Below are 18958 nucleotides of genomic sequence, written 5' to 3'. Positions count from 1 at the left end.
GAGAAATCACAAAAAGAGTGGCAAATTCTAATCCAACGTTGTTGATTTGTGTGTTCGCTTTTGATGACCAAGCAAAAAAAGATATTGAAGAAAAGCTTCACTTTGAAGACATAAAATTCAAAAATATAGAAGTCCTTAAAGGAGGAACCCTATTTGATCTTAATAACGACTGGTTTAAAAACTTGGCTATCGAGCTTGACGCTGACCAATACACCGCTAAAAAAAATGATATTACTGTCAACGTTTCTTTACCACCACAAGCAGATAAGGTATGAATACATTAGATAGTATTTTAAAAATCGGAGGGGTGGTATCTGTAAAAGGCCGAAGTGTTGAGATAAAAGTAGATACAGTAAAAAATGCTTCTCATTTAATATATAAAGGCGAGTTGCTGAAAAATGTTTCTGTAGGAAGTTACATCAAGATTGCCAAAGGATTTACCCACTTAGTCGGAAAAATCGAGGGGGAATACATTAATGAAAATAAATTTGACAGTTCAAACACCTACTATAGTGAACAGGAAAAAATTAAACGTTTGCTACAGATTAGCCTTATAGGGTTTTTGGAAGGAGGAATCTTTAAACAGGGAATTAAAGAATTACCGCTCATTGACAACGAGGCATATTTACTGACACAACATGAGTTCAATCTTGTTCACAAATTTGTAAAAGACGAAGAAGAAACCTTTATACTTGGCACATTAGCTCAAGAAAAAGGTAAATCTATAGAATTAAGTATCGATAGGTTATTGGCCAGCCATATAGGAATATTTGGAAATACTGGAAGTGGTAAATCATACACACTGGCTAAGCTATACCACGAAATACTAAACAAATATAAATCTGAACCCGCATTCCAACAAAATGCGCGCTTTCTGCTAATTGATTTTAACGGGGAATATATGTGCCCAGAGGAGGACAAGGTGGATGAAGTAATAATATCGTCAAAATACAAGCAAGTCTATCGCCTTTCAACTGGTAGAGATGGCAGTAAAAATAAGTATAGGCTATCTAATACAGTTATAAACGATAGCCAGTTCTGGTCCTTAATCTTACATTGTACAGAAAAAACACAGGCACCTTTTATCTCTCGGGCCTTGAAAAATGACTTTCTGGATACCAATATGAAAACCAATGAGGGCTTCTTAAAACTGATCGCTGTAACAATAGAACATATTACCACTAAGGTAAGCCAAAATCAAGAAAAAAATTTAGTTTTTACATTTCTCGAAGAACTTGCTCAATTTGGCTTAGCTGATAAGGTCAGTAATTTTAGGGCATTTTACAAGGATTACCGTGATAATTTACAGTTTAATAGTAACAATAAAGTTTTCTATTATGGTACAATCTACTCGAATACAACTGATTTTGTTCCTAAAATTATCCAAGAAAAAGTGAAGGTACTTGAACCAGATATTACAAAATTCTCTATTATACAACGCATAAGATTAAAAATAATATTTCAATTCTATTACGAGATTCAGAACGGTTTCTCTAACAAAGAACATATTGGGCCTGTAATGGGCAGATTAGATGATCGTATTAGTGATTTGGAAAAAGTAGTCGATGTCACTGATGAAAGAGATGATAATGCAATTTTATCAATTATTTCCTTGAAAGACGTAAATATACAGATGAGAAAAATTCTGCCTATGGTTATCTGTAAACAGATATATGAACAAAAGAAAGCAAAAATTGACCGTGATAAATATCTAAATATAATTATAGATGAAGCTCATAACATCCTCTCCTACAATTCTGAACGTGAGAGCGAAAGCTGGAAGGATTATCGGTTAGAAACGTTCGAGGAAATTATAAAAGAAGGTCGCAAATTCGGAGTATTTCTCACCATAGCCAGCCAGCGACCATCTAATATTTCCGGTACAATTATTTCACAACTACATAATTATATGCTTCACCGGCTTATAAACAATAAAGATATCGAAGCTGTAGAGAAGACAATTTCTTATTTAGATAAGGTTTCATTCGATTCTTTGCCTATTCTACCGCAGGGTAGTTGTATCTTGGCAGGTATTTCAGCTCAATTGCCTGTAATCATTGAAGTTAGTTCGATTCCTGACGAAAACAGGCCGCATAACGAAACGATGGTGCTAACAAAACATTGGAGGGGAGAACCTAATTTGTCAGATGCTTAGAGAAAAGTGATAGTAAATATTTTGTATGCAATTTCTACCGCACTATATTATAACGGACAACCCGAATTTGACCTGCTCGTAGATAGAATAAACAAGTATGTCGAAAAGCTCTAAAAGTAATTTCCCAACCAATCACAAAACCTAAACAAAAACCTCTCTACGTTACAGCCCGTAACACCATAATCCAATCGACAAAAAACCGTTACAAATACGTTACGGTAGAAAATTTTGCAGTTTTAAAAATTGTTCATATATTGCTTCTGTAAAGTAGAAATGGCGTTTTTGCCCCATTTCCAAGATATATGACCATCAGACTCATAATCTTTTGGTCCCTGGTTCGAGCCCAGGTGGGCGCACCAATCAAAAAAGCCATTTTCCTCGGCAGCCAATCCACTCCAATATACTTGTGCCGTATGAACGGTTCCCGCGATCAGAGAGAACGATGATGCGTTAAAATCAGAATGCATCGCCAACGATTGTAAAATTGTGGAGGATCCTACAGCTAATTCGTTCGCTTGGATAACATCGAACTAACGTAAAAAAGACATAGGGTACTTTGGCAAAAAGAATACAATGAACAAGTATATAACCTTATTCTTAACCCTATTTTTCACGGTATTGTTATGTAACCTAGTTAACGCCCAACCGCAGCATGGTAATTCTCCAACAACTGAAATAGGCCAATTACTCAAAAAAATCGACACTGTACTGCAAAAAGAACACATACCCGGATTGATGATTTCCATCGGAATAGTCTGTTTTCTGGCAGCTTATCGCAAAATGGGGGTAACTGATGAAGCAGCCAAAGAACTTTTCACCAGCCCTAATGCGACAACAATTTTCATTTTTGTAGGCATGCTTTTTTTCGGAATCAGTGTAGTGATCGGAGCATATCTATTGTACAAATGCTGGCGTCAAGTAGAAAAAAAAATGGATAAAATTTCCCTTAGCTTTTAATACCATATTCTTGTTTTATCTGGTGGTGCTGTTTTCCATACACGGTTGGATCGGGATTCCGATCTGGAGTATGTAAGTCATGGGGTTTCGAACAAATATAGTACATTTGAGAACAGTGCAAATTATCTGATGTCCGACATAAATATATTAGCTGTTTTTTATGCCTTTTCCGGAGGAGCGTCATGGCTCCTTGGATCGCTATCCTTTCTCGGTGTCAATCGGGTAAATACCAAGGCCGACCGATGGCTTGGAGCATTCTATTGTATTTTAGCTTGTACATTTACCCGAATTTTCTTGGAGGAATTTCATGTTGGAGATGGGTTTCTGCTACACCTACTTGAACTGCCAACATGGGCAATGTTTCCGTGTCTTTATATGGCGATAAATTATTTTGTAACGCCTGCTACAGTCAGAAAAGACTGGCATCTACATTTTGTGCCTTTTCTGCTTTTCTTTATATTTTCTCTAGTCTACTTAATGCCAAATATATTTAATAGGGAAAACCAGCTACCCGAATTACCTCCGTGGATACAGTTTATCGTCCGGTATTTTTTCTTTGGCCAAATGGTTTATTATTGGATCGTTTGTTTCTCCTTGCTCCGTCGTCACCAAAAAAACTTAAAAATGATGGCATCATTTACCGAAAAAATAGATCTGGAATGGCTAAGATATCTATTAGTTGCTGTGTTATTCTTCATTCTCATCCGTATACTGAGTATAGCTAACATTCCCTTAACTTACTTTTCCCCTATCTTCTATTTTTTGGGAATAATCCTTTTGGCCTATTCAACACTTACTCAAAAATCAATTTATGCTATCGAAACATATCAACCATCAGAAAAAGACGAAATCACACCAAAGAAAGTATTAAATGAACGACTTACCGCTGATCAAGTTGAAGAACTCAAATATCTGGTCATGCGAAAAACAGTCGACGAAAAACTATACCTCGACCCAAGCCTGACCCTCTCGGTACTTTCAGCTAAAACAGGTATCAGCACGCATGAACTGTCTTACGTCCTTAACAACGGACTTGGTAAGAACTTTTATCAGTTTATAAATGAGTTGCGGACTGAGGAAGCAAAATTACTGCTCTTATCAAAAGACACCAAGCATTTGGATCTGCTCGGTATTGCGATTAGAGCTGGCTTCAATTCCAAAACAACATTTTATACTACCTTTAAAAAAGCAACTAACCTCACTCCTAAAGAATACATTAAAGCGAATTCAGCCCCTAATTGACCACAATGCTGTTCAGTTGCATCCACCCGAACTTCTTCTGATCGCTAGAGCGTTATCATTGCATCATAAAAAAATAATTATGATAACAATGAACGCGTTAAAGTCTGCAATCGCCCCAAAAATCCGTATGGTTATTGGTAGCATTTTATTCGGAAGCATATTTCTTGCGGCAAACTGTTTTGCCCAACAAACACCTACTCGTGCAGGTAGTATTACACAAGCAGAGAGCCAACAATCTGAAAAGGTTCCTTTGGAACAGCTGTTAGGATATTACCAACTTCCCAATAAGGTAGCTTTTATTGCGTTTGAGCTAAAAGATAATGTACTTTTTGCCAAACAATTATGGGATAACAAAGCCTATCAGCTCACCCAGATCAATGAAACAAACTTTGAATCAAAAGAGGAAGGCTACAAGATCGAATTCCTAAAAGACAGTTCCGGTCAGTTTGCACATGCTAAATTATTAGGGAGAATCATGACGACAAAAGTCGGATTTGATCCTAGAATAATCAAACAACTATCGGCAGCACAAATAAAGAAGCTCGAAGGAACCTATGTTTTAAAGGATGACACTAGCCTTGAGATGGCTATCCGGTCGTCAGCAAACGGACTGACATTAAAACAGTTATGGGACAATAAAGAAATTGCCTTCGCGCCCAGATCGGAAACTTTTTTCTTGAATGAGGACGGTACCTTTCCGCTGACATTTCTATTAAGCGATGGAGAAGCTGTGCAGGTCACTTGTTTTGAGGACGATGTATGGCTAAAAGCAAAATAGACGGGAATAAGCCTATTCGTTAATGTATTAATACCAGCCCATGAAGTTTTTCATATCTATTTTTTTTCTTTTAACCAACCTTGTTTTATTGGCTCAAACTAAACTGACTGGCGTTGTGGTTAATGAAAGTGGAAAGCCAATTCCCTTTGCTGCTATCCATATAAGTTCATCCGATCGTCAAATACGAGATTCAACATTCAGTGATCAAAACGGACAGTTTGCATTCGCCATTAATAAGAATGTAACGCTTCTTTTGAAAACAAGCGCTGTGGGGTATAAAGGAGAGACAAGGGAAATTGCATTTAACACGAGTAAAAATGCACCGCTTAAAATCACGTTGTACGCTGATGTTATCCATTTAGAAGAAGTGTCCATAACTTCATCGAAAAATGTGTTTGAGCAACAAGCTGATCGTTTGGTGGTTAACGTTAATCAAATCCCTTCTGCATCTGGACTTTCAATCTTCGAGTTGCTAAAAAGAATTCCAGGTCTTTTAGTTTCGGACGATAAGATAGCGTTGGCCGGTACGGGAAGCGCGACCATCCTGATCAACGGCAGGGAGTCTAGATACGATAATGTCTCACAAGCGTTGAAGGGACTGAATGCGGCCAATGTTGAAAAAGTGGAAATAATCTCACACCCGGGAGCTAATTACGAAGCGGCTGGAGGAAGTATCATTAATATTATAACAAAGCGAAAGAAAGCCGATGGTTGGAGCGGAAGCTTAAATATGTTGGGAGGAACTGGTATCTATAATAAAAGAAGAGACAAGGTAGATCGAAACTTTAATACGATTAGCCCCTCTATCACTCTAAATTATAGTACCGATAAGGTAAGCTTGTATGGCTACTATAGTTATTTTTATAGTAATGTATTTGACCACAAAGCATTTGAACGAACGATAGACTCCATTTCGTTTTATCAACATTCCTATACGCCTTGGCATGCGAACAACCACCTTGTGACGTTCGGCGGGGATATCTATTTGACAAAAAGGAATACAATTCGTGTCGGTCTCAGTACACTCAATAGGGCAATAAGCAAGGAAAGCAATAATGTAACGGATGAACTGTTCGCTAATAGCGGTGCCAAAATCAGCTCGTTCAGCAGTTTAATCGATTTGAATGAAAAGCAGCAAAATACGACCGTAACGGTTGGCTGGCAATTGGATGTAGATACTGTGGGTGGGAAATTGTCTGCTGATGTGGAGTACTCCACATTTAAGATTAATAGCACAGGTGAGTACGATAACGTGCTCGATATGGGTGAGCATTATGTTAATCATCAATCGATCAGAAACCCGGTTGAGCTCTTTGTTGCCAAAACAGACTTCAAAAGAAGCGTATTTGCAGATTATGCTTTAGCAATAGGTGCAAAGACCAGTTATGCAACGATAGACAACGGCCTTCGTTTTTGGAGAAATGGTGTGATAGACAGCGAGACGAGTACAGACTTTGCCTATAAAGAAAACATCAATGCGGCCTACCTGTCCCTGGAAAGACGTTTTAAATTCGCAGAAGTGAAGTTGGGCGTACGTGCAGAGCAAACCAGGGCGACAGGAAATGAAAAAGGGACGGAGGTATTGGATCGAGATTATCTGCAATTGTTTCCTTCCTTATTTATTAAAAAAGATATTTCTAAGAAGTTTGGAACGGTATTTCAATACAGCAAACGTGTTAATCGACCAAGTTATCAGCAGCAAAACCCTTTTATACGGTACATTGATTCGCTAACCTATACGAAGGGAAATCCACTGTTGCAACCGGAGACGGCAAATCAATACCAACTTGCGCTGACATTTAGGAACCAGCCATTTTTTATGCTCTCCTACAATAACCGAAAAGATGTCATTTTTCAAAATGCACCCCAGCAAATCGGAAATATTACCTATACGATGCCGGATAATCTTGGAAGATACGAAAACTTTTCAGCGCAATTAAATTTACCCATTAGGTTTATTCCGAATACCGAAGGGTATATCAGCAATCAAATCATGTCCAATCGATATCGGGCGCATTATTTAAACGGCGTTTTCGATCAACAACGATGGAATGTTCTTTCCTTCCTACAGCTTGCTTACCGGTTCGATCGAAAATGGGTGTTTGAAGCATCTGGATATTATATCAGTACATCCTTGAATGAATTTGCATTGATCGAAAGTAAGGGCAGTTTGAATTTGAGCCTACAACGTACCGTATTGGGAGGAAAAGGAAAAATCAACTTAAATGCAAATGATATCCTTTATACCGACAAAACCCGCGCCCGGATTCATTATCAGGATATCGACATTACCTTGAGACAACGAATAGAAAGTAGGAATTTCAGGCTTTCGTTTACCTATAATTTTGGTGGAAAGGATGGAAAAACACCTCGTAAAGAAGTGGAGAAATCGGAAGAATACAATCGTGTTAAAACGGACTAGTTATGCGTAAAAAAGGAAAGATTATTCATCGGATTTTCATCATTTGGTATATGTTAGTCTTTTGGACATCCAAAGGAATAGCACAGCAAGTGGCAGACGAAAACTTTAACTATCCGATTTCTGTCCCGGTATACCCGATAGGCAGCGGTCCTCTAATCATCTTTGATGAAGCGCATCATAACGCCTCCACATTGAGGGGAGCCTATGCCGCTTTTGGTAAACTGCTCACAAGTGACGGCTATCAAGTAGTGAGCAGCAGAGAAAAGGTGACTATCGAGCGTTTAAGAGAAGCGAAGATCTACGTAACTGTAAATGCAATGTATGATATGGAAGACTGGAACCTACCAGCGAGGTCAGCTTTCTCCCAAGACGAGATCAATGCACTTTCCAATTGGGTAGCTAATGGGGGAAGCTTATTTCTTGTGACGGATCATATGCCATGTGGTGCGGCTGTCAATGATCTAGCGGGAAGATTCGGAATAAACATCATCAATGGTTTCGCTATTCGAAAGGATAGGTTGCCGGAGATATTTTCAAAGAAGCGAAAAACACTTATCCCAAATGAGATTACCGATCCTCGGGGCAAAGAGATCGACAGTATCATGTGTTGGGGAGGTACGGGTTTTATTGTTCCTTCAAATGCACACGTTATTTCATCATTAGGAGACGATTACAACATTTATCTTCCAAACAATGTTGCTCAAATAAAAAGGCCTCTACCGGACACGCTCCCCTATATTTCGGGGAGAGGTTTAGTAAACGGTGCATATTTGAATTTTGGTAAGGGTAGAATTGTCGTATTTGGGGATGGAGCACCTTTTTCTGCACAGCTCCAAGGCATTAAAAGTGAGAAAAGAGGTATGAATCATCCTTGGGCCAGACAGAATGCCCAATTTCTGCTCAATATTATGCACTGGTTAGATCGGAAATTATAGCTATGGCAGTGCTTTACAGAAACTTGATATTAATTTGCCTTTCTCATTATTTTTTAGCTTTTTTTTAATCGTATTCATTACTTTTATTCCGGTATACGTTTCACAAACCACAAGCTTTGCAATGGCCAGCTATAGTAACCTATAGCCATTTTGGTACAACAACAACTAATATGTCACACCGTCTATTAAACATTAGCCTTTTCCTGATCATGATGCATAGCATCATTGCACTTCAAGCACAAGAAGCAAAACTACCCACTCCGTGGACTGACAACGTCTTAAACGACTCCTTGCCACTTGCTGAATACCCAAGACCACAGTTGGTCCGGGAGGATTGGTTATCCCTTAATGGTTGGTGGGACTATATCGGCGGAAAAGACAAAGGAGATGCTTCAGCTCCCAATCAACCGCTATCTTTTGAACATGCCGTTGAAAAAATTAAGGTTCCTTATTGCCCTGAATCCATTCTTTCTGGAATTAACCGAAACCAGGAAATCAACATGTGGTACAAACGTGAATTTACGGTGCCAAAACATTGGGAGAAGAAACGATTATTATTGCACTTTGAAGCCGTCGACCATGATGCTACGGTGTTTATTAATGGAAAAAAAGTGGGTCATCATGCGGGAGGATATGATCATTTCACATTCGATATCAGCGACTACCTACAATCGGGTAAAAATGTCATTGTCGTTGCGGTGCGTGACTTGAATGATGGTCAAACACCTTCTGGTAAAAATGGACCACGCGGGGATTATACGTTTACTTCCGGCATATGGCAAAGCGTCTGGTTGGAGCCCGTACAAGAAACATATATCAAGAGTGTTCGTTTGCTACCTGATTTAAAAGAACATTGCCTACATATTATGGTAGATGCTGATCCCAATACCACGGTTATGGCTACGGCCTTTCAACAGCAGAAGCAAGTGGCGGAAGCGCAATCATCTGGAAAGAAAAATTTTCGTTTAACTATTGATCATCCCCAATACTGGACACCCGACACCCCTTTTCTCTACGACCTGAAATTAACGTTACGCGATGCTTCCGGAAAAATAACGGATGAGGTGAGCAGTTATTTTGGTATGCGTGATATTCGGTTGGGTAAAGTAAAAGGCGTAGTACGGCCCTTACTTAATGGAAAATTTGTGATGCAACTCGGCTTGCTTGATCAAGGTTATTGGCCAGATGGTATACTTACAGCGCCAACAGATGAAGCATTGAAATCAGATATACTTTTCACGAAAAAGGCCGGTTTCAATTTAATCCGTAAGCATATGAAAACAGAACCGAGACGTTTTTATTATTGGGCAGACAAAATAGGTTTAATGGTTTGGCAGGATATGCCGGCAATATGGTATCAGGATAAAGATACTACGGTTAACAGGCAACGTTTTCGTCGTGAACTAAAAAGCATGATCGATGAACATTACAATGCACCTAGCATCGTGGCATGGGTACCATTTAATGAAAATTGGGGTGCCTTTGATGTTCGTAACATCACCGATTGGGTAAAACAGTATGATCCTTCCCGTTTAGTGAATGGTAACTCTGGCTTTAATAATAATCCGAGTTATCAAAAAGCCTATGGAGATCCCGGAAATGGCGACTTTGTAGACACTCATCTGTATGCACGTCCTTATAAGCCTGCTATTCCAGATAGTAACCGCGCAGCGTCATTAGGCGAATTTGGCGGTATTGGCTTATTTGTACCCAACCATATGTGGCCGGTATTCAATGACGCTTATGATTATGCCGCAACACCAGCAGCCTTGACAGATCAGTATGTACTATTATTAAGTCAACTAGATCAGTTTATGCGATATAGGGGGCTAAGCGTAGCTATCTACACGCAAACAACTGATGTAGAACATGAAATCAATGGCTTACTAAGCTATGATCGTAAAGTCGAAAAAATGGATATCCCACGGGTTAAAGCAATTAACACCCTATTATTGCAAAATGCCCAAAAACTTAACCAGTAGCACCCAATCTTTTCCCATCATGACTACTAATTTTCCTAAACCTATTTCAAAATTTGATATCTTAGCGGCTTAGTAAATACCAATATGCAATTTGACTTGGTACTCCCTTTTCTATTAAATAAATTAAAGCACGAGCTACCTCCAACATTGAAATACCATAATGTTGCGCATACCGAGGATGTTTTACATGCCGCTCAGGAAATAGCACATGCTGAACAAGTGGCCGGTCAGGATTTAACCGTATTATTAACTGCCGCACTTTTTCATGATACCGGTTTTATGGTTTCAAATGTAAACCATGAACATATTTCCTGCGCTATTGCAGATAGGTATTTACCACAATTTAATTATCCGAATTCAACAATTGGCGATATAAAAACACTCATTATGGCGACGTGTGTCCCGCAAAAACCTCAAGATCATTTACAACAGATTATCTGTGACGCGGATTTAGATTATTTAGGACGTGACGACTTTTTCGCAACAAGTGAAAGACTATATGAAGAAATGTTGGCGCTACATCAGGTTTCATCCAAACGAGATTACATGAACCTACAAATCGCTTTTTTACAAGAACATCATTATTTTACGGATACATCAAAACGCTTACGTAATCCTAAAAAAGAAAAGCACCTCCAAACTATCAAGAAGAACTATTTGAACATCCCATAACAATGAATACAAAATTAACCTCCTTTATCCGTGACAGCTTATATGTTATAGCAGGTATACTGTTCTGTGGTTTTGCACTAAAAGGCTTTTTGGTCCCTAATCGTTTTTTTGACGGTGGCATAACCGGTATCTCCTTGTTGATCCACGAAATTTACCACGTTAATATAGCCTATGTTATTGTGCTGGCAAATCTCCCTCTAATTATCATGGGTGCTTTTCAGGTTAATAAAAAGTTTGCCTTAAAAACATTGCTATGTGCCATATTATTAGGCATCTGCTTATTATACGTGCCTTATCCAACAATAACATCAGACAAGCTATTGGTTTCCATTTTTGGTGGCGTATTTATGGGGGTGGGTATCGGACTTTCCATGCGGGGTGGATGTGCCTTGGATGGCATTGAAGTGCTTGCTTTATATACACTTAAACGAAGCAGTTTTACCATCAGTGAAATTATTTTAGGCATTAACATCGTTATTTTCTTAATCGCAGCCTTACACTTAGGCTTGCCAACAGCGCTATATTCCATTTTAACCTATTATACCGCTTCACGCGCGATTAATTTTGTCATCGAAGGTGTTGAAGAATATACCGCTGTGAATATCATATCCAGTCAGAGCGAATTAGTCAAAGAAAAACTGGTTAAGGAATTGGGAAAAGGAATTACCATATATAAGGGTGAACGGGGATTCTTAAAAGATAACTTTGATCTCAGTTATCCAGTAGATATCGTGTTCACCGTAGTCACTCGCTTCGAAGTGAGAAGAATGAAAAATATGGTGCATCAAATCGATCCTCAGGCATTTATGTATACCCACACTATTAAAGAAGCAGCTGGCGGAATACTGAAGAGGCGCGCTAGGGAGCACTAAAAGCAGCTCCTTACGCTATAACTTCATAAATAGCAACGGGTTTAGCCTTATTTTTTAGGCTCACTGTTCCGAGTTCAGCAAATTCGAAAGATTGCTTAACTTGTTCATAAACATGCTCGGCTACAATAATCTGACCAGCTTTAGCTACCGACTGTAAACGCTGGGCCAAATTTACGGCATCTCCAATAACGGTGTAATCTAGCCGTTTCAACGATGCGGAGCCAATATTTCCTGAGATCATTTCTCCTGAGTTTATACCGATAGAAACCTGTGGTTTAAACAGTTGTTCACCCGAGCGGATCTCTTGCAAACCAACCATATGTTCTTTTACCGCCAAAGCCGCATCAATCGCTCGATCTAAGTGATATTCCCCTCTAAATACAGCCATTACGGCATCTCCCATAAACTTATCAATATGTCCATTATAGGTCATGATTTCCTTCACCACCACATCAAACAAGTTATTGATTAGCTGCACCACCTCATCTGCTGCTACCGTTTCTGTAATGGCAGTAAAGCCACATATATCGATAAATGCCACCGTAGCATCAACCGTCTCGTTAATTAAAAGGCTTTTTTCAAATTCCTGATGCGTCATAAAGTTCAGCACATGCTCATCTACATACATCTTGAGGATATTATTTTCTTTAATAGCCTGTAGTGTATTTTTTATTTGGAGGACATGTTCTAAGGTCTTTTCAATCGTTACATCCAAATCGTCAAAATTAACGGGTTTGCAAACAAAGTCAAAAGCACCCCTATTCATGGCTGTTCGGATGTTTTCCATATCACCATAAGCAGACACCATAACTGCTTTAATAACAGGATTAGCTTCTGGTAATTTCGTAAGTAATGTTAGTCCGTCCATTCCAGGCATGTTGATATCACTTAGGATGACATCAATATCGTCCTCTTTTGTCAGCAAATCCAAGGCCTCTATACCATCTTTTGCAAAAACAAAAGAGTAGGTTTTTTCCCGAATTTTCTTCCGGAATTTTTGCCTGATCAAAAGTTCCAAGTCCGCTTCATCATCAACCACTAATATTTTAGCCATGCTGTTCCAAATTTTTCAATTTCTCTTTCAATAGATTAAAGTCCAATGGCTTCGTTAGAAAATCGTTGGCCCCTAAAGACATCGATTGTCGATAGTTTTCATCATCACCATAGGCGGTGATCATCATCACAAAAGGGGGGACATATTCATGGGTTTGCCTAATATGTTTCAACAATTCCAGTCCATTCATACCCGGCATATTCACATCCGACAGAATTAACACCACTTCGGAATCTTCCGCTGCTAAATAATTAAGGGCTTCTTCCGCAGATAATGCAAAATCAAATAATAACTCGCCGGATTTTATTTCCCTGCGAAAACGCTGCTTAAATAGCGGCTGAATATCTATCTCATCATCAACGACCAATATTTTCATCAAAATAAATTCGTTTTTATATCCCTGTAAGAGGTGTCTCAAATTAGGTTGTCATTTCGAGCAAATGCCGATGTCCAGTCTCAGGCACCGTTGAAATGACGGATAAGTTGAAATATCCTCTTCATCGCCTTATTCGGGTATGGTAATTATAAAATTAGTATATGCTCCTTCTGCTGTGCTTACCTTCATTTCACCCCTATGACCATTGGTAATGATATCATAGCTCATCGATAAACCTAAGCCTGTGCCCTGCCCTGTAGGTTTGGTGGTAAAAAAGGGTTGATATATTTTATCTAAAATATTTCCAGGAATTCCGAGACCATTATCACTGATACTAATTTCTACTGCCTGCCCACCATTAGCCATACGTACACGACGCGTAGTCACGGTTACTTTTGGTTCATAGGAAGATCCCTGCTGTTTCTTTTTCTCGCTTACTGCATAAAACGCGTTATTAAATAGATTCAAAAATACACGACCTAAGTCTTGCGGCACCACCGCTACCCGACCTAGATCAGGATCAAAATGTGTTTCCATCAGTGCGTTAAAGCTTTTATCTTTTGCCCTTAAACCGTGGTAACTCAACCGTAGATATTCATCAGCCAACGCATTGATATCTATTTCCTCTTTTTTACCGGTATTACTCCTCGAATGTTGCAGCATGCTTTTAACAATACCATCTGCACGTTTTCCATGGAAGCTTATTTTCTCTAAATTTTGTGTTAAATCACTCAAAATATCCTGTGTGTCTTCCTGAATATCGGTGGGTAACTCACGTAAAGGACCTTCCTTTAACTCTTCCAAAAGTTCTACACTAACTTCCGAGAAGTTGTTCACAAAATTCAATGGATTTTGAATCTCATGGGCAATGCCTGCGGTAAGTTCTCCCAAAGAAGCCATTTTTTCTGATTGGATTAATTGTGCTTGCGTATTTTTGAGTTCATCAAGGGCAACTTGTAATTCTTCCTTCTGCTGAACAAGTTCTGCGGTGCGCTGGGCCACTTCTTTCTCCAAATCAATTTTCATGGCAGCCATAATCCGATTTTGGGCTTCTTCCTGTTCCCTCCTCTTCCGTTCTTTCGCCAATGCCTTCCCTTGGTTATGTGCCATTAACCACATTGCGCCAAACCATAGTACACTAAATGATAGGGCATTATCAAAGTAATCCTCATACTTGTCATAGAACGTAGGTGTCACTTCCTCCAACAAACTGGCAATAAATGATAAGGCAGCGTAAGGCAGCATACCATAAACCATTCCCTTAGCGACATGCAATGCTGGCCGCTTAAACACCAGTACCATCAGTGCAACTAAATAGACTTGCGCGAACAAGGTCACGAAATAGCTGTGAACAACGATCTCAAGTATCAGAAAAGCGATACTCAAGTACATACCGAACGTTAAATATCGTGGTAAGCTATCGTTTACTTGTTGAACATTTACCCTCTTTTTTAAAGTAAGTATTAAGAGCAATGCAAATACCGACGCTAAAGTCATTTTGTTAAAATTTATCTTTGTCCTTAGGTAACGTTACTAAATGACGGTCAAACATAGATAAATTACCCATCAAATGCAACAAGGGTTTAGGCAACAACAATTTCAAGGTTCACCTGTTATTATTGAGAAATAAGTAATTGCGGACAATAAATCAATAACAGTATGCTAGAAAGATTTGCAAAATGGGCTGAGGAAATTGATCGTGAGTGGACGGGATACTCCACTACATACGACAAAGAGGCTTTTATTGTATACGACAGCCTAAAAAATGAGGTAGCACGCGTAGATTTTAATGACGGACGATACGACGTTTCGGGTACAGATGTTCCTCTGGTAGAAAAGTTAACGGCCATCACGCAGCACCGCCACTAAGTCGGTGCTGCATGATCAGCTATTTTGCCAATTTTATGGTTAACGTGAAGGGTCCATTATAGGGATCACCTGCCATTTGGTTTTCACTGATGACTAAACGATATTTCCCAGTCTGTTTCAGATCATAACTCATATCCATGCCAAATGGGCCATCAGCCGTATTATCGGGCATAAAAATTTGTGCGATCCGAACGTTACCGTTTGTTTCGTCTGGTTTTACGCTCGCCTGAAGCTTTCCTGGTTTTGGCACATCAAAGGAAAATACGATGTGCTTTCCCTTTTCCATCATTCCTTTCTGTTCCACTGCGCCATTCACTAAGGTCAATGGTATACTATCTTGAGTAGCCACTGCAGTGCCGGTATCGGTTTCTGCTACAGTAGTATCGGTATCCATTTGTGTTGTATCGGCAGTTGTATTTTGCTGTTGTTGATTATTGGAATTGCACGCTCCACAAAACAGCACAACCGTGCCCACGGTGTAAAAAAACGATTTTAAATACATATGTTTCTTAAATATATTCCGTTTAAAAACAACCGTTTTTACGCATTGTTTTTTTTTATTTCACCATTTGCATATCAACAAAAGTTTATCTAAGTTTGCCAGCACATTTGAAAATGGGGGTTTAGCTCAGCTGGCTAGAGCGCTTGCATGGCATGCAAGAGGTCACCGGTTCGACTCCGGTAATCTCCACAACCTATTGGCAAGTTACGAAGCCTCTTCTAAGAGGCTTTTTATCTTTTATAACATCCCAACTCCACTAACAGCGATCAAACCAATTGAACGGGCCCAACAAGTCCCATGGAAAACAATGGCTGTTTGGTTGTCCAACGCCTAGTAACAGGATTATCTTGGAGCGACTTGGCATAGTTTCCTAAAACCGTTGTAATTTTTATCTTGATCGTATTCTTACCTATTTTCAGCGAACCGTTAAGATCATATCGATGCTGACCGTGCCACTTGCACCCTAAAGGTATACCATTGAGCTCAACTTCAGAGATACCTCGTATTTTTCCTAAATCGAAATAGTTGTACGTCTTTACTTCTTTAATTTCCAGCTCTTTTTCATACCATATCATCCCCGCAAAAGACTGCAATTCCTGATCATCCTTAAAATCAATCAGCTGCTTTAGTTCCATGCTTTTTGTGGATCCGTCTACTTTCTGCAAGGTTAGCTGCCAAGGCCCCGTGATCGGATACGGAACAGCAATAGAGGCTTTCTTTATCGCATAAGATTCTCCCTCTTGATCAGCATCCGTAAATACAAACAATTTTGATTCAGCGGGATCAAGATCAATTCTGAGACGCTGATTGCTTACCGGATACTTGTACCGATTACCGGTCTCTGGATCCCAAAGCCAAGCAACTTTATGCTGTACGTTAAAGGTAGCTGTACAAACATGCGCTTGTTCTAAATGGTAGTTGCTGATAAAAAAAATATCTGCATCCGCAGTTTTATAATAAATTTGGCTGACATGTGCCACGGGCGAATCAAATTCAATGTAAGAAGGCAATCGATAGTTCGTGTGCACTTCCCTATACCAAGCCAAAATATCTTCCTGCGGTGCAGGGCATTTGTTAACATTTTTTGGAAAATTAGTTTGTAACGCTTCCATTGCTGTCACCACCTGCTTATCCTGTGCCGAATGTTGGTGTCTTCCTGGCGATTGACGTGGCTTTTTGCCAATAAAGAGGATTGTTCCTCCTACTGCCGCAAATCGTCTCAGACATTCAACACTTTCGGGCATGATCGTTTCTACTTCAGGCATGAGCAATACCTGATAATGTCGATCACCATAAGACATGTTACGATTTAAAAACCGGCTTTGTTGTAAAATCTGTTCATCAATATAGTCACATCCTCCACCATGCTGATGAATAGCCTCCCATAAATTAAATGCATAAGGCGGATAAACAATTTGCGGCCATTGCTGATATTGTAAACCAAACGTCGACCACATATCTGCCATGGGGAAAAGGATGGCTATGTTTGCCTGCAATGCTGCCTGCTGAAAAACAGCCGATAATCTTGCTTTGTAATCTATCCAGGTTCTCAAATAGGGCCACCACGGATTCCTTTCGTTAAAAAATGTACCATAACGTACCCAACCTGGAAAAGGAATATCTGGCGGACTGTAATTAAATCCGTGTAATATGGAATGCGTAACTCCCGAAAGATTACTCTGATCGCCCGTCACCTTAATTTCTTCTAAGGTGGCGTTAAAAACGTGGGCTGTATTAGTGATTTCTTCGCAGCTCACGATCTTTTTTCCGGTTAAGCGCGCTGCCGATGAAACAAATTTGTTAACCGGTCGATATCCTCTGCCTTTCGAAAAACTATTCGGTTGCAAATCGGTGCCCACATCGGGGTTAAGCCATGTTTCACATTCAGGAATATCAACAGACATGCTAGATTGCAATGGATAATATTCACGGCCATAAGCTTGAACCCTAGATTGCACACCGTTCTCCCGACACCACGCTGTAAAAGTCGACAAGAAGCGCTCATGAAAAAGCTCTAACCGTGTTATTTCAAAGTCATAACGAACACGGTTGATCTCTTCTTTTGCCGATGCGGAAAAGCGGGTAACCGTATCATCTTCTATTATTTGACCGCCATTATAGGTACTTGCCCGATTAATCTTGAATAAAATATACGGTAAATAGGGTTCCAAATCGTATCCTCTTCGTTGTTTAAACGCTGTTAATAGATCATCGCACCAGTTCGATCCACGCAATTCTAAGCTGTCGATAAATACCGATCTAAAATGGTCACCCATCCGACCAATCTTGGATGTCAGGGCATCAGACATGTTATTCAAATATTTTCTTACGGCAGCTTGATTATAGTGATTCAAAACCGGACCTGATGCCCCTGGAGCACCATGGGTGACAGCGGTATAGCCCGTTAGTTTTACCAAGTAATACAGTACATGCTCACCAGTAGGCAAATCAAGGGTTATTACTTCTTCGTTAAGCTTACTGTTCAAATCTGTACCGGCTTGAAACGTTTCTAGTTCAGCTGGAGCAAGACGGAGGCAAAATAGTTCTTTTATACCTTTTTTATAGGTAACCAAGGCTTCCATTTCTGCTAAGAGTTCGCTTTGCTTTATAGTATATTGGCCTGGCCCCTTCAATTTTTTGGTACCAACAGTCAGCAATTGTATCTGTTCGTCCCGCTCTAAAAAAGTTCCTCCGAAAGGCCAGCCCGAACCTACGATAATGTCACAAGTTATCTCCCGCTCTTTGGCTGCTCGTAAGGTTGTATGGAGCAAATTCAGCCATTCATCACTCAGCCATGCACAAGAGGGGTATCCATGAGCGTCATTTTCCTCCGGAAAGGCTATCGAATTGATTTCCACTCCGCCAATACCTTTATCTTTCAACAGGTCCAATTCCCGTACAAGCTCTTTTTCCGTTAAACGTAGTCCATTCCACCACCAACGCACAAAGGGTTTCGCCATATGTGGAGGATGTTTGAATTGTGCATACAATTGTTGTACGGCTAATGATTTGGGATATTTGCCAAATTGCCATGAAACAGGAACACAAAATCCCAAAGAAAGCATAGAGCTGGCTTTTACAAATGTTCTTCTATCCATAATAAATTTCTGATCAATTCGATTGACATTCTTTTTTTTAGTAT

The 18958-nt window shown here is 39.6% G+C and carries 17 protein-coding genes and 1 tRNA gene; 12 read left to right on the top strand and 6 right to left on the bottom strand.

Going from position 1 to position 18958, the window contains the following annotated elements:
* The first annotated feature begins 17 nt into the window (after window positions 1–17).
* Together ABD930_RS02500 and ABD930_RS02495 are read left to right on the top strand one after the other, a co-directional pair.
* Window positions 18–275 (top strand): hypothetical protein, encoded by a 258-nt coding sequence (locus tag ABD930_RS02500; protein WP_345230107.1) that lies wholly within the window; start codon window positions 18–20, stop codon window positions 273–275.
* Window positions 272–2155 carry an ATP-binding protein gene (locus ABD930_RS02495; protein ID WP_345230106.1) on the top strand — a complete coding sequence of 628 codons (1884 nt, stop codon included), beginning with the start codon at window positions 272–274 and terminating at the stop codon, window positions 2153–2155. Before ABD930_RS02500 ends, ABD930_RS02495 begins: the two co-directional genes overlap by 4 nt.
* A 236-nt stretch (window positions 2156–2391) precedes the next feature.
* Here the strand turns inward: ABD930_RS02495 and ABD930_RS02490 are convergent, their stop codons facing one another.
* A complete protein-coding gene (locus ABD930_RS02490; protein WP_345230105.1) occupies window positions 2392–2622 on the bottom strand; it encodes a hypothetical protein in 231 nt (76 codons plus the stop codon).
* 106 nt (window positions 2623–2728) lie between these two features.
* Here ABD930_RS02490 and ABD930_RS02485 point away from each other — a divergent pair, with 106 nt between their 5' ends.
* From ABD930_RS02485 to ABD930_RS02450, 8 genes are all read left to right on the top strand, one after another.
* A complete protein-coding gene (locus tag ABD930_RS02485; protein ID WP_345230104.1) occupies window positions 2729–3112 on the top strand; it encodes a hypothetical protein in 384 nt (127 codons plus the stop codon).
* 129 nt (window positions 3113–3241) lie between these two features.
* Complete coding sequence (locus ABD930_RS02480) at window positions 3242–4354, top strand: helix-turn-helix domain-containing protein (RefSeq protein WP_345230103.1); 1113 nt, start codon at window positions 3242–3244, stop codon at window positions 4352–4354.
* Window positions 4355–4433: 79 nt separating this feature from the next.
* Window positions 4434–5132, top strand: coding sequence for a hypothetical protein (locus ABD930_RS02475; protein ID WP_345230102.1), 699 nt, complete (start codon window positions 4434–4436; stop codon window positions 5130–5132).
* A gap of 40 nt (window positions 5133–5172) precedes the next feature.
* Window positions 5173–7554: a TonB-dependent receptor gene (locus ABD930_RS02470; protein ID WP_345230101.1), complete on the top strand. Its 2382-nt coding sequence runs from the start codon at window positions 5173–5175 to the stop codon at window positions 7552–7554.
* Window positions 7555–7556: 2 nt separating this feature from the next.
* Window positions 7557–8489 carry a hypothetical protein gene (locus ABD930_RS02465; protein ID WP_345230100.1) on the top strand — a complete coding sequence of 311 codons (933 nt, stop codon included), beginning with the start codon at window positions 7557–7559 and terminating at the stop codon, window positions 8487–8489.
* 209 nt (window positions 8490–8698) lie between these two features.
* Window positions 8699–10471: a glycoside hydrolase family 2 protein gene (locus tag ABD930_RS02460; RefSeq protein ID WP_345230099.1), complete on the top strand. Its 1773-nt coding sequence runs from the start codon at window positions 8699–8701 to the stop codon at window positions 10469–10471.
* 84 nt (window positions 10472–10555) lie between these two features.
* Window positions 10556–11143, top strand: a complete 588-nt coding sequence (locus ABD930_RS02455) for an HD domain-containing protein (RefSeq protein WP_345230098.1) — start codon at window positions 10556–10558, stop codon at window positions 11141–11143.
* A 2-nt stretch (window positions 11144–11145) separates the two neighbouring features.
* Complete coding sequence (locus ABD930_RS02450; RefSeq protein WP_345230097.1) at window positions 11146–12015, top strand: YitT family protein; 870 nt, start codon at window positions 11146–11148, stop codon at window positions 12013–12015.
* 10 nt (window positions 12016–12025) lie between these two features.
* On the opposite strand, the gene ABD930_RS02445 is transcribed toward ABD930_RS02450, so the two are convergent.
* The 3 genes from ABD930_RS02445 to ABD930_RS02435 form a co-directional block, all read right to left on the bottom strand.
* Window positions 12026–13069 carry an adenylate/guanylate cyclase domain-containing protein gene (locus tag ABD930_RS02445; RefSeq protein ID WP_345230096.1) on the bottom strand — a complete coding sequence of 348 codons (1044 nt, stop codon included), beginning with the start codon at window positions 13067–13069 and terminating at the stop codon, window positions 12026–12028.
* Window positions 13062–13445: a response regulator gene (locus ABD930_RS02440; protein ID WP_345230299.1), complete on the bottom strand. Its 384-nt coding sequence runs from the start codon at window positions 13443–13445 to the stop codon at window positions 13062–13064. The genes ABD930_RS02445 and ABD930_RS02440 overlap by 8 nt, the downstream gene beginning before the upstream one ends.
* A 129-nt stretch (window positions 13446–13574) precedes the next feature.
* A complete protein-coding gene (locus tag ABD930_RS02435; protein WP_345230095.1) occupies window positions 13575–14942 on the bottom strand; it encodes a sensor histidine kinase in 1368 nt (455 codons plus the stop codon).
* A 162-nt stretch (window positions 14943–15104) separates the two neighbouring features.
* Between ABD930_RS02435 and ABD930_RS02430 the strand changes: the two genes are divergently transcribed.
* Window positions 15105–15314 (top strand): hypothetical protein, encoded by a 210-nt coding sequence (locus ABD930_RS02430; protein ID WP_345230094.1) that lies wholly within the window; start codon window positions 15105–15107, stop codon window positions 15312–15314.
* A 19-nt stretch (window positions 15315–15333) separates the two neighbouring features.
* On the opposite strand, the gene ABD930_RS02425 is transcribed toward ABD930_RS02430, so the two are convergent.
* Complete coding sequence (locus ABD930_RS02425; protein ID WP_345230093.1) at window positions 15334–15816, bottom strand: hypothetical protein; 483 nt, start codon at window positions 15814–15816, stop codon at window positions 15334–15336.
* A gap of 115 nt (window positions 15817–15931) precedes the next feature.
* On the opposite strand from ABD930_RS02425, the gene ABD930_RS02420 reads away from it, so the two are divergent.
* A tRNA-Ala gene (locus ABD930_RS02420) sits at window positions 15932–16005 on the top strand.
* Window positions 16006–16082: 77 nt separating this feature from the next.
* Here the strand turns inward: ABD930_RS02420 and ABD930_RS02415 are convergent.
* The gene (locus ABD930_RS02415; RefSeq protein ID WP_345230092.1) at window positions 16083–18914 is read right to left on the bottom strand and encodes a glycosyl hydrolase; all 2832 of its coding nucleotides are present in this window, start codon (window positions 18912–18914) and stop codon (window positions 16083–16085) included.
* Between the last annotated feature and the right edge of the window lie 44 nt (window positions 18915–18958).

It is taken from the genome of Olivibacter ginsenosidimutans, from assembly GCF_039542865.1.
Lineage (GTDB): Bacteria > Bacteroidota > Bacteroidia > Sphingobacteriales > Sphingobacteriaceae > Olivibacter > Olivibacter ginsenosidimutans.
Note: the sequence above shows the minus strand (reverse complement) of the source record. Positions and strands in the feature narration are given on the sequence as shown.

Excerpts from the sequence above, each read along its gene's own strand:
- ABD930_RS02495 (WP_345230106.1), top strand. The coding sequence starts at position 272 with ATGAATACATTAGATAGTATTTTAAAAATCGGAGGGGTGGTATCTGTA.
- ABD930_RS02490 (WP_345230105.1), bottom strand. The coding sequence starts at position 2,622 with ATGCATTCTGATTTTAACGCATCATCGTTCTCTCTGATCGCGGGAACC.
- ABD930_RS02485 (WP_345230104.1), top strand. The coding sequence starts at position 2,729 with ATGAACAAGTATATAACCTTATTCTTAACCCTATTTTTCACGGTATTG.
- ABD930_RS02480 (WP_345230103.1), top strand. The coding sequence starts at position 3,242 with ATGTCCGACATAAATATATTAGCTGTTTTTTATGCCTTTTCCGGAGGA.
- ABD930_RS02475 (WP_345230102.1), top strand. The coding sequence starts at position 4,434 with ATGATAACAATGAACGCGTTAAAGTCTGCAATCGCCCCAAAAATCCGT.
- ABD930_RS02470 (WP_345230101.1), top strand. The coding sequence starts at position 5,173 with ATGAAGTTTTTCATATCTATTTTTTTTCTTTTAACCAACCTTGTTTTA.
- ABD930_RS02465 (WP_345230100.1), top strand. The coding sequence starts at position 7,557 with ATGCGTAAAAAAGGAAAGATTATTCATCGGATTTTCATCATTTGGTAT.
- ABD930_RS02460 (WP_345230099.1), top strand. The coding sequence starts at position 8,699 with ATGATGCATAGCATCATTGCACTTCAAGCACAAGAAGCAAAACTACCC.
- ABD930_RS02455 (WP_345230098.1), top strand. The coding sequence starts at position 10,556 with ATGCAATTTGACTTGGTACTCCCTTTTCTATTAAATAAATTAAAGCAC.
- ABD930_RS02450 (WP_345230097.1), top strand. The coding sequence starts at position 11,146 with ATGAATACAAAATTAACCTCCTTTATCCGTGACAGCTTATATGTTATA.
- ABD930_RS02445 (WP_345230096.1), bottom strand. The coding sequence starts at position 13,069 with ATGGCTAAAATATTAGTGGTTGATGATGAAGCGGACTTGGAACTTTTG.
- ABD930_RS02440 (WP_345230299.1), bottom strand. The coding sequence starts at position 13,445 with ATGAAAATATTGGTCGTTGATGATGAGATAGATATTCAGCCGCTATTT.
- ABD930_RS02435 (WP_345230095.1), bottom strand. The coding sequence starts at position 14,942 with ATGACTTTAGCGTCGGTATTTGCATTGCTCTTAATACTTACTTTAAAA.
- ABD930_RS02430 (WP_345230094.1), top strand. The coding sequence starts at position 15,105 with ATGCTAGAAAGATTTGCAAAATGGGCTGAGGAAATTGATCGTGAGTGG.
- ABD930_RS02425 (WP_345230093.1), bottom strand. The coding sequence starts at position 15,816 with ATGTATTTAAAATCGTTTTTTTACACCGTGGGCACGGTTGTGCTGTTT.
- ABD930_RS02415 (WP_345230092.1), bottom strand. The coding sequence starts at position 18,914 with ATGGATAGAAGAACATTTGTAAAAGCCAGCTCTATGCTTTCTTTGGGA.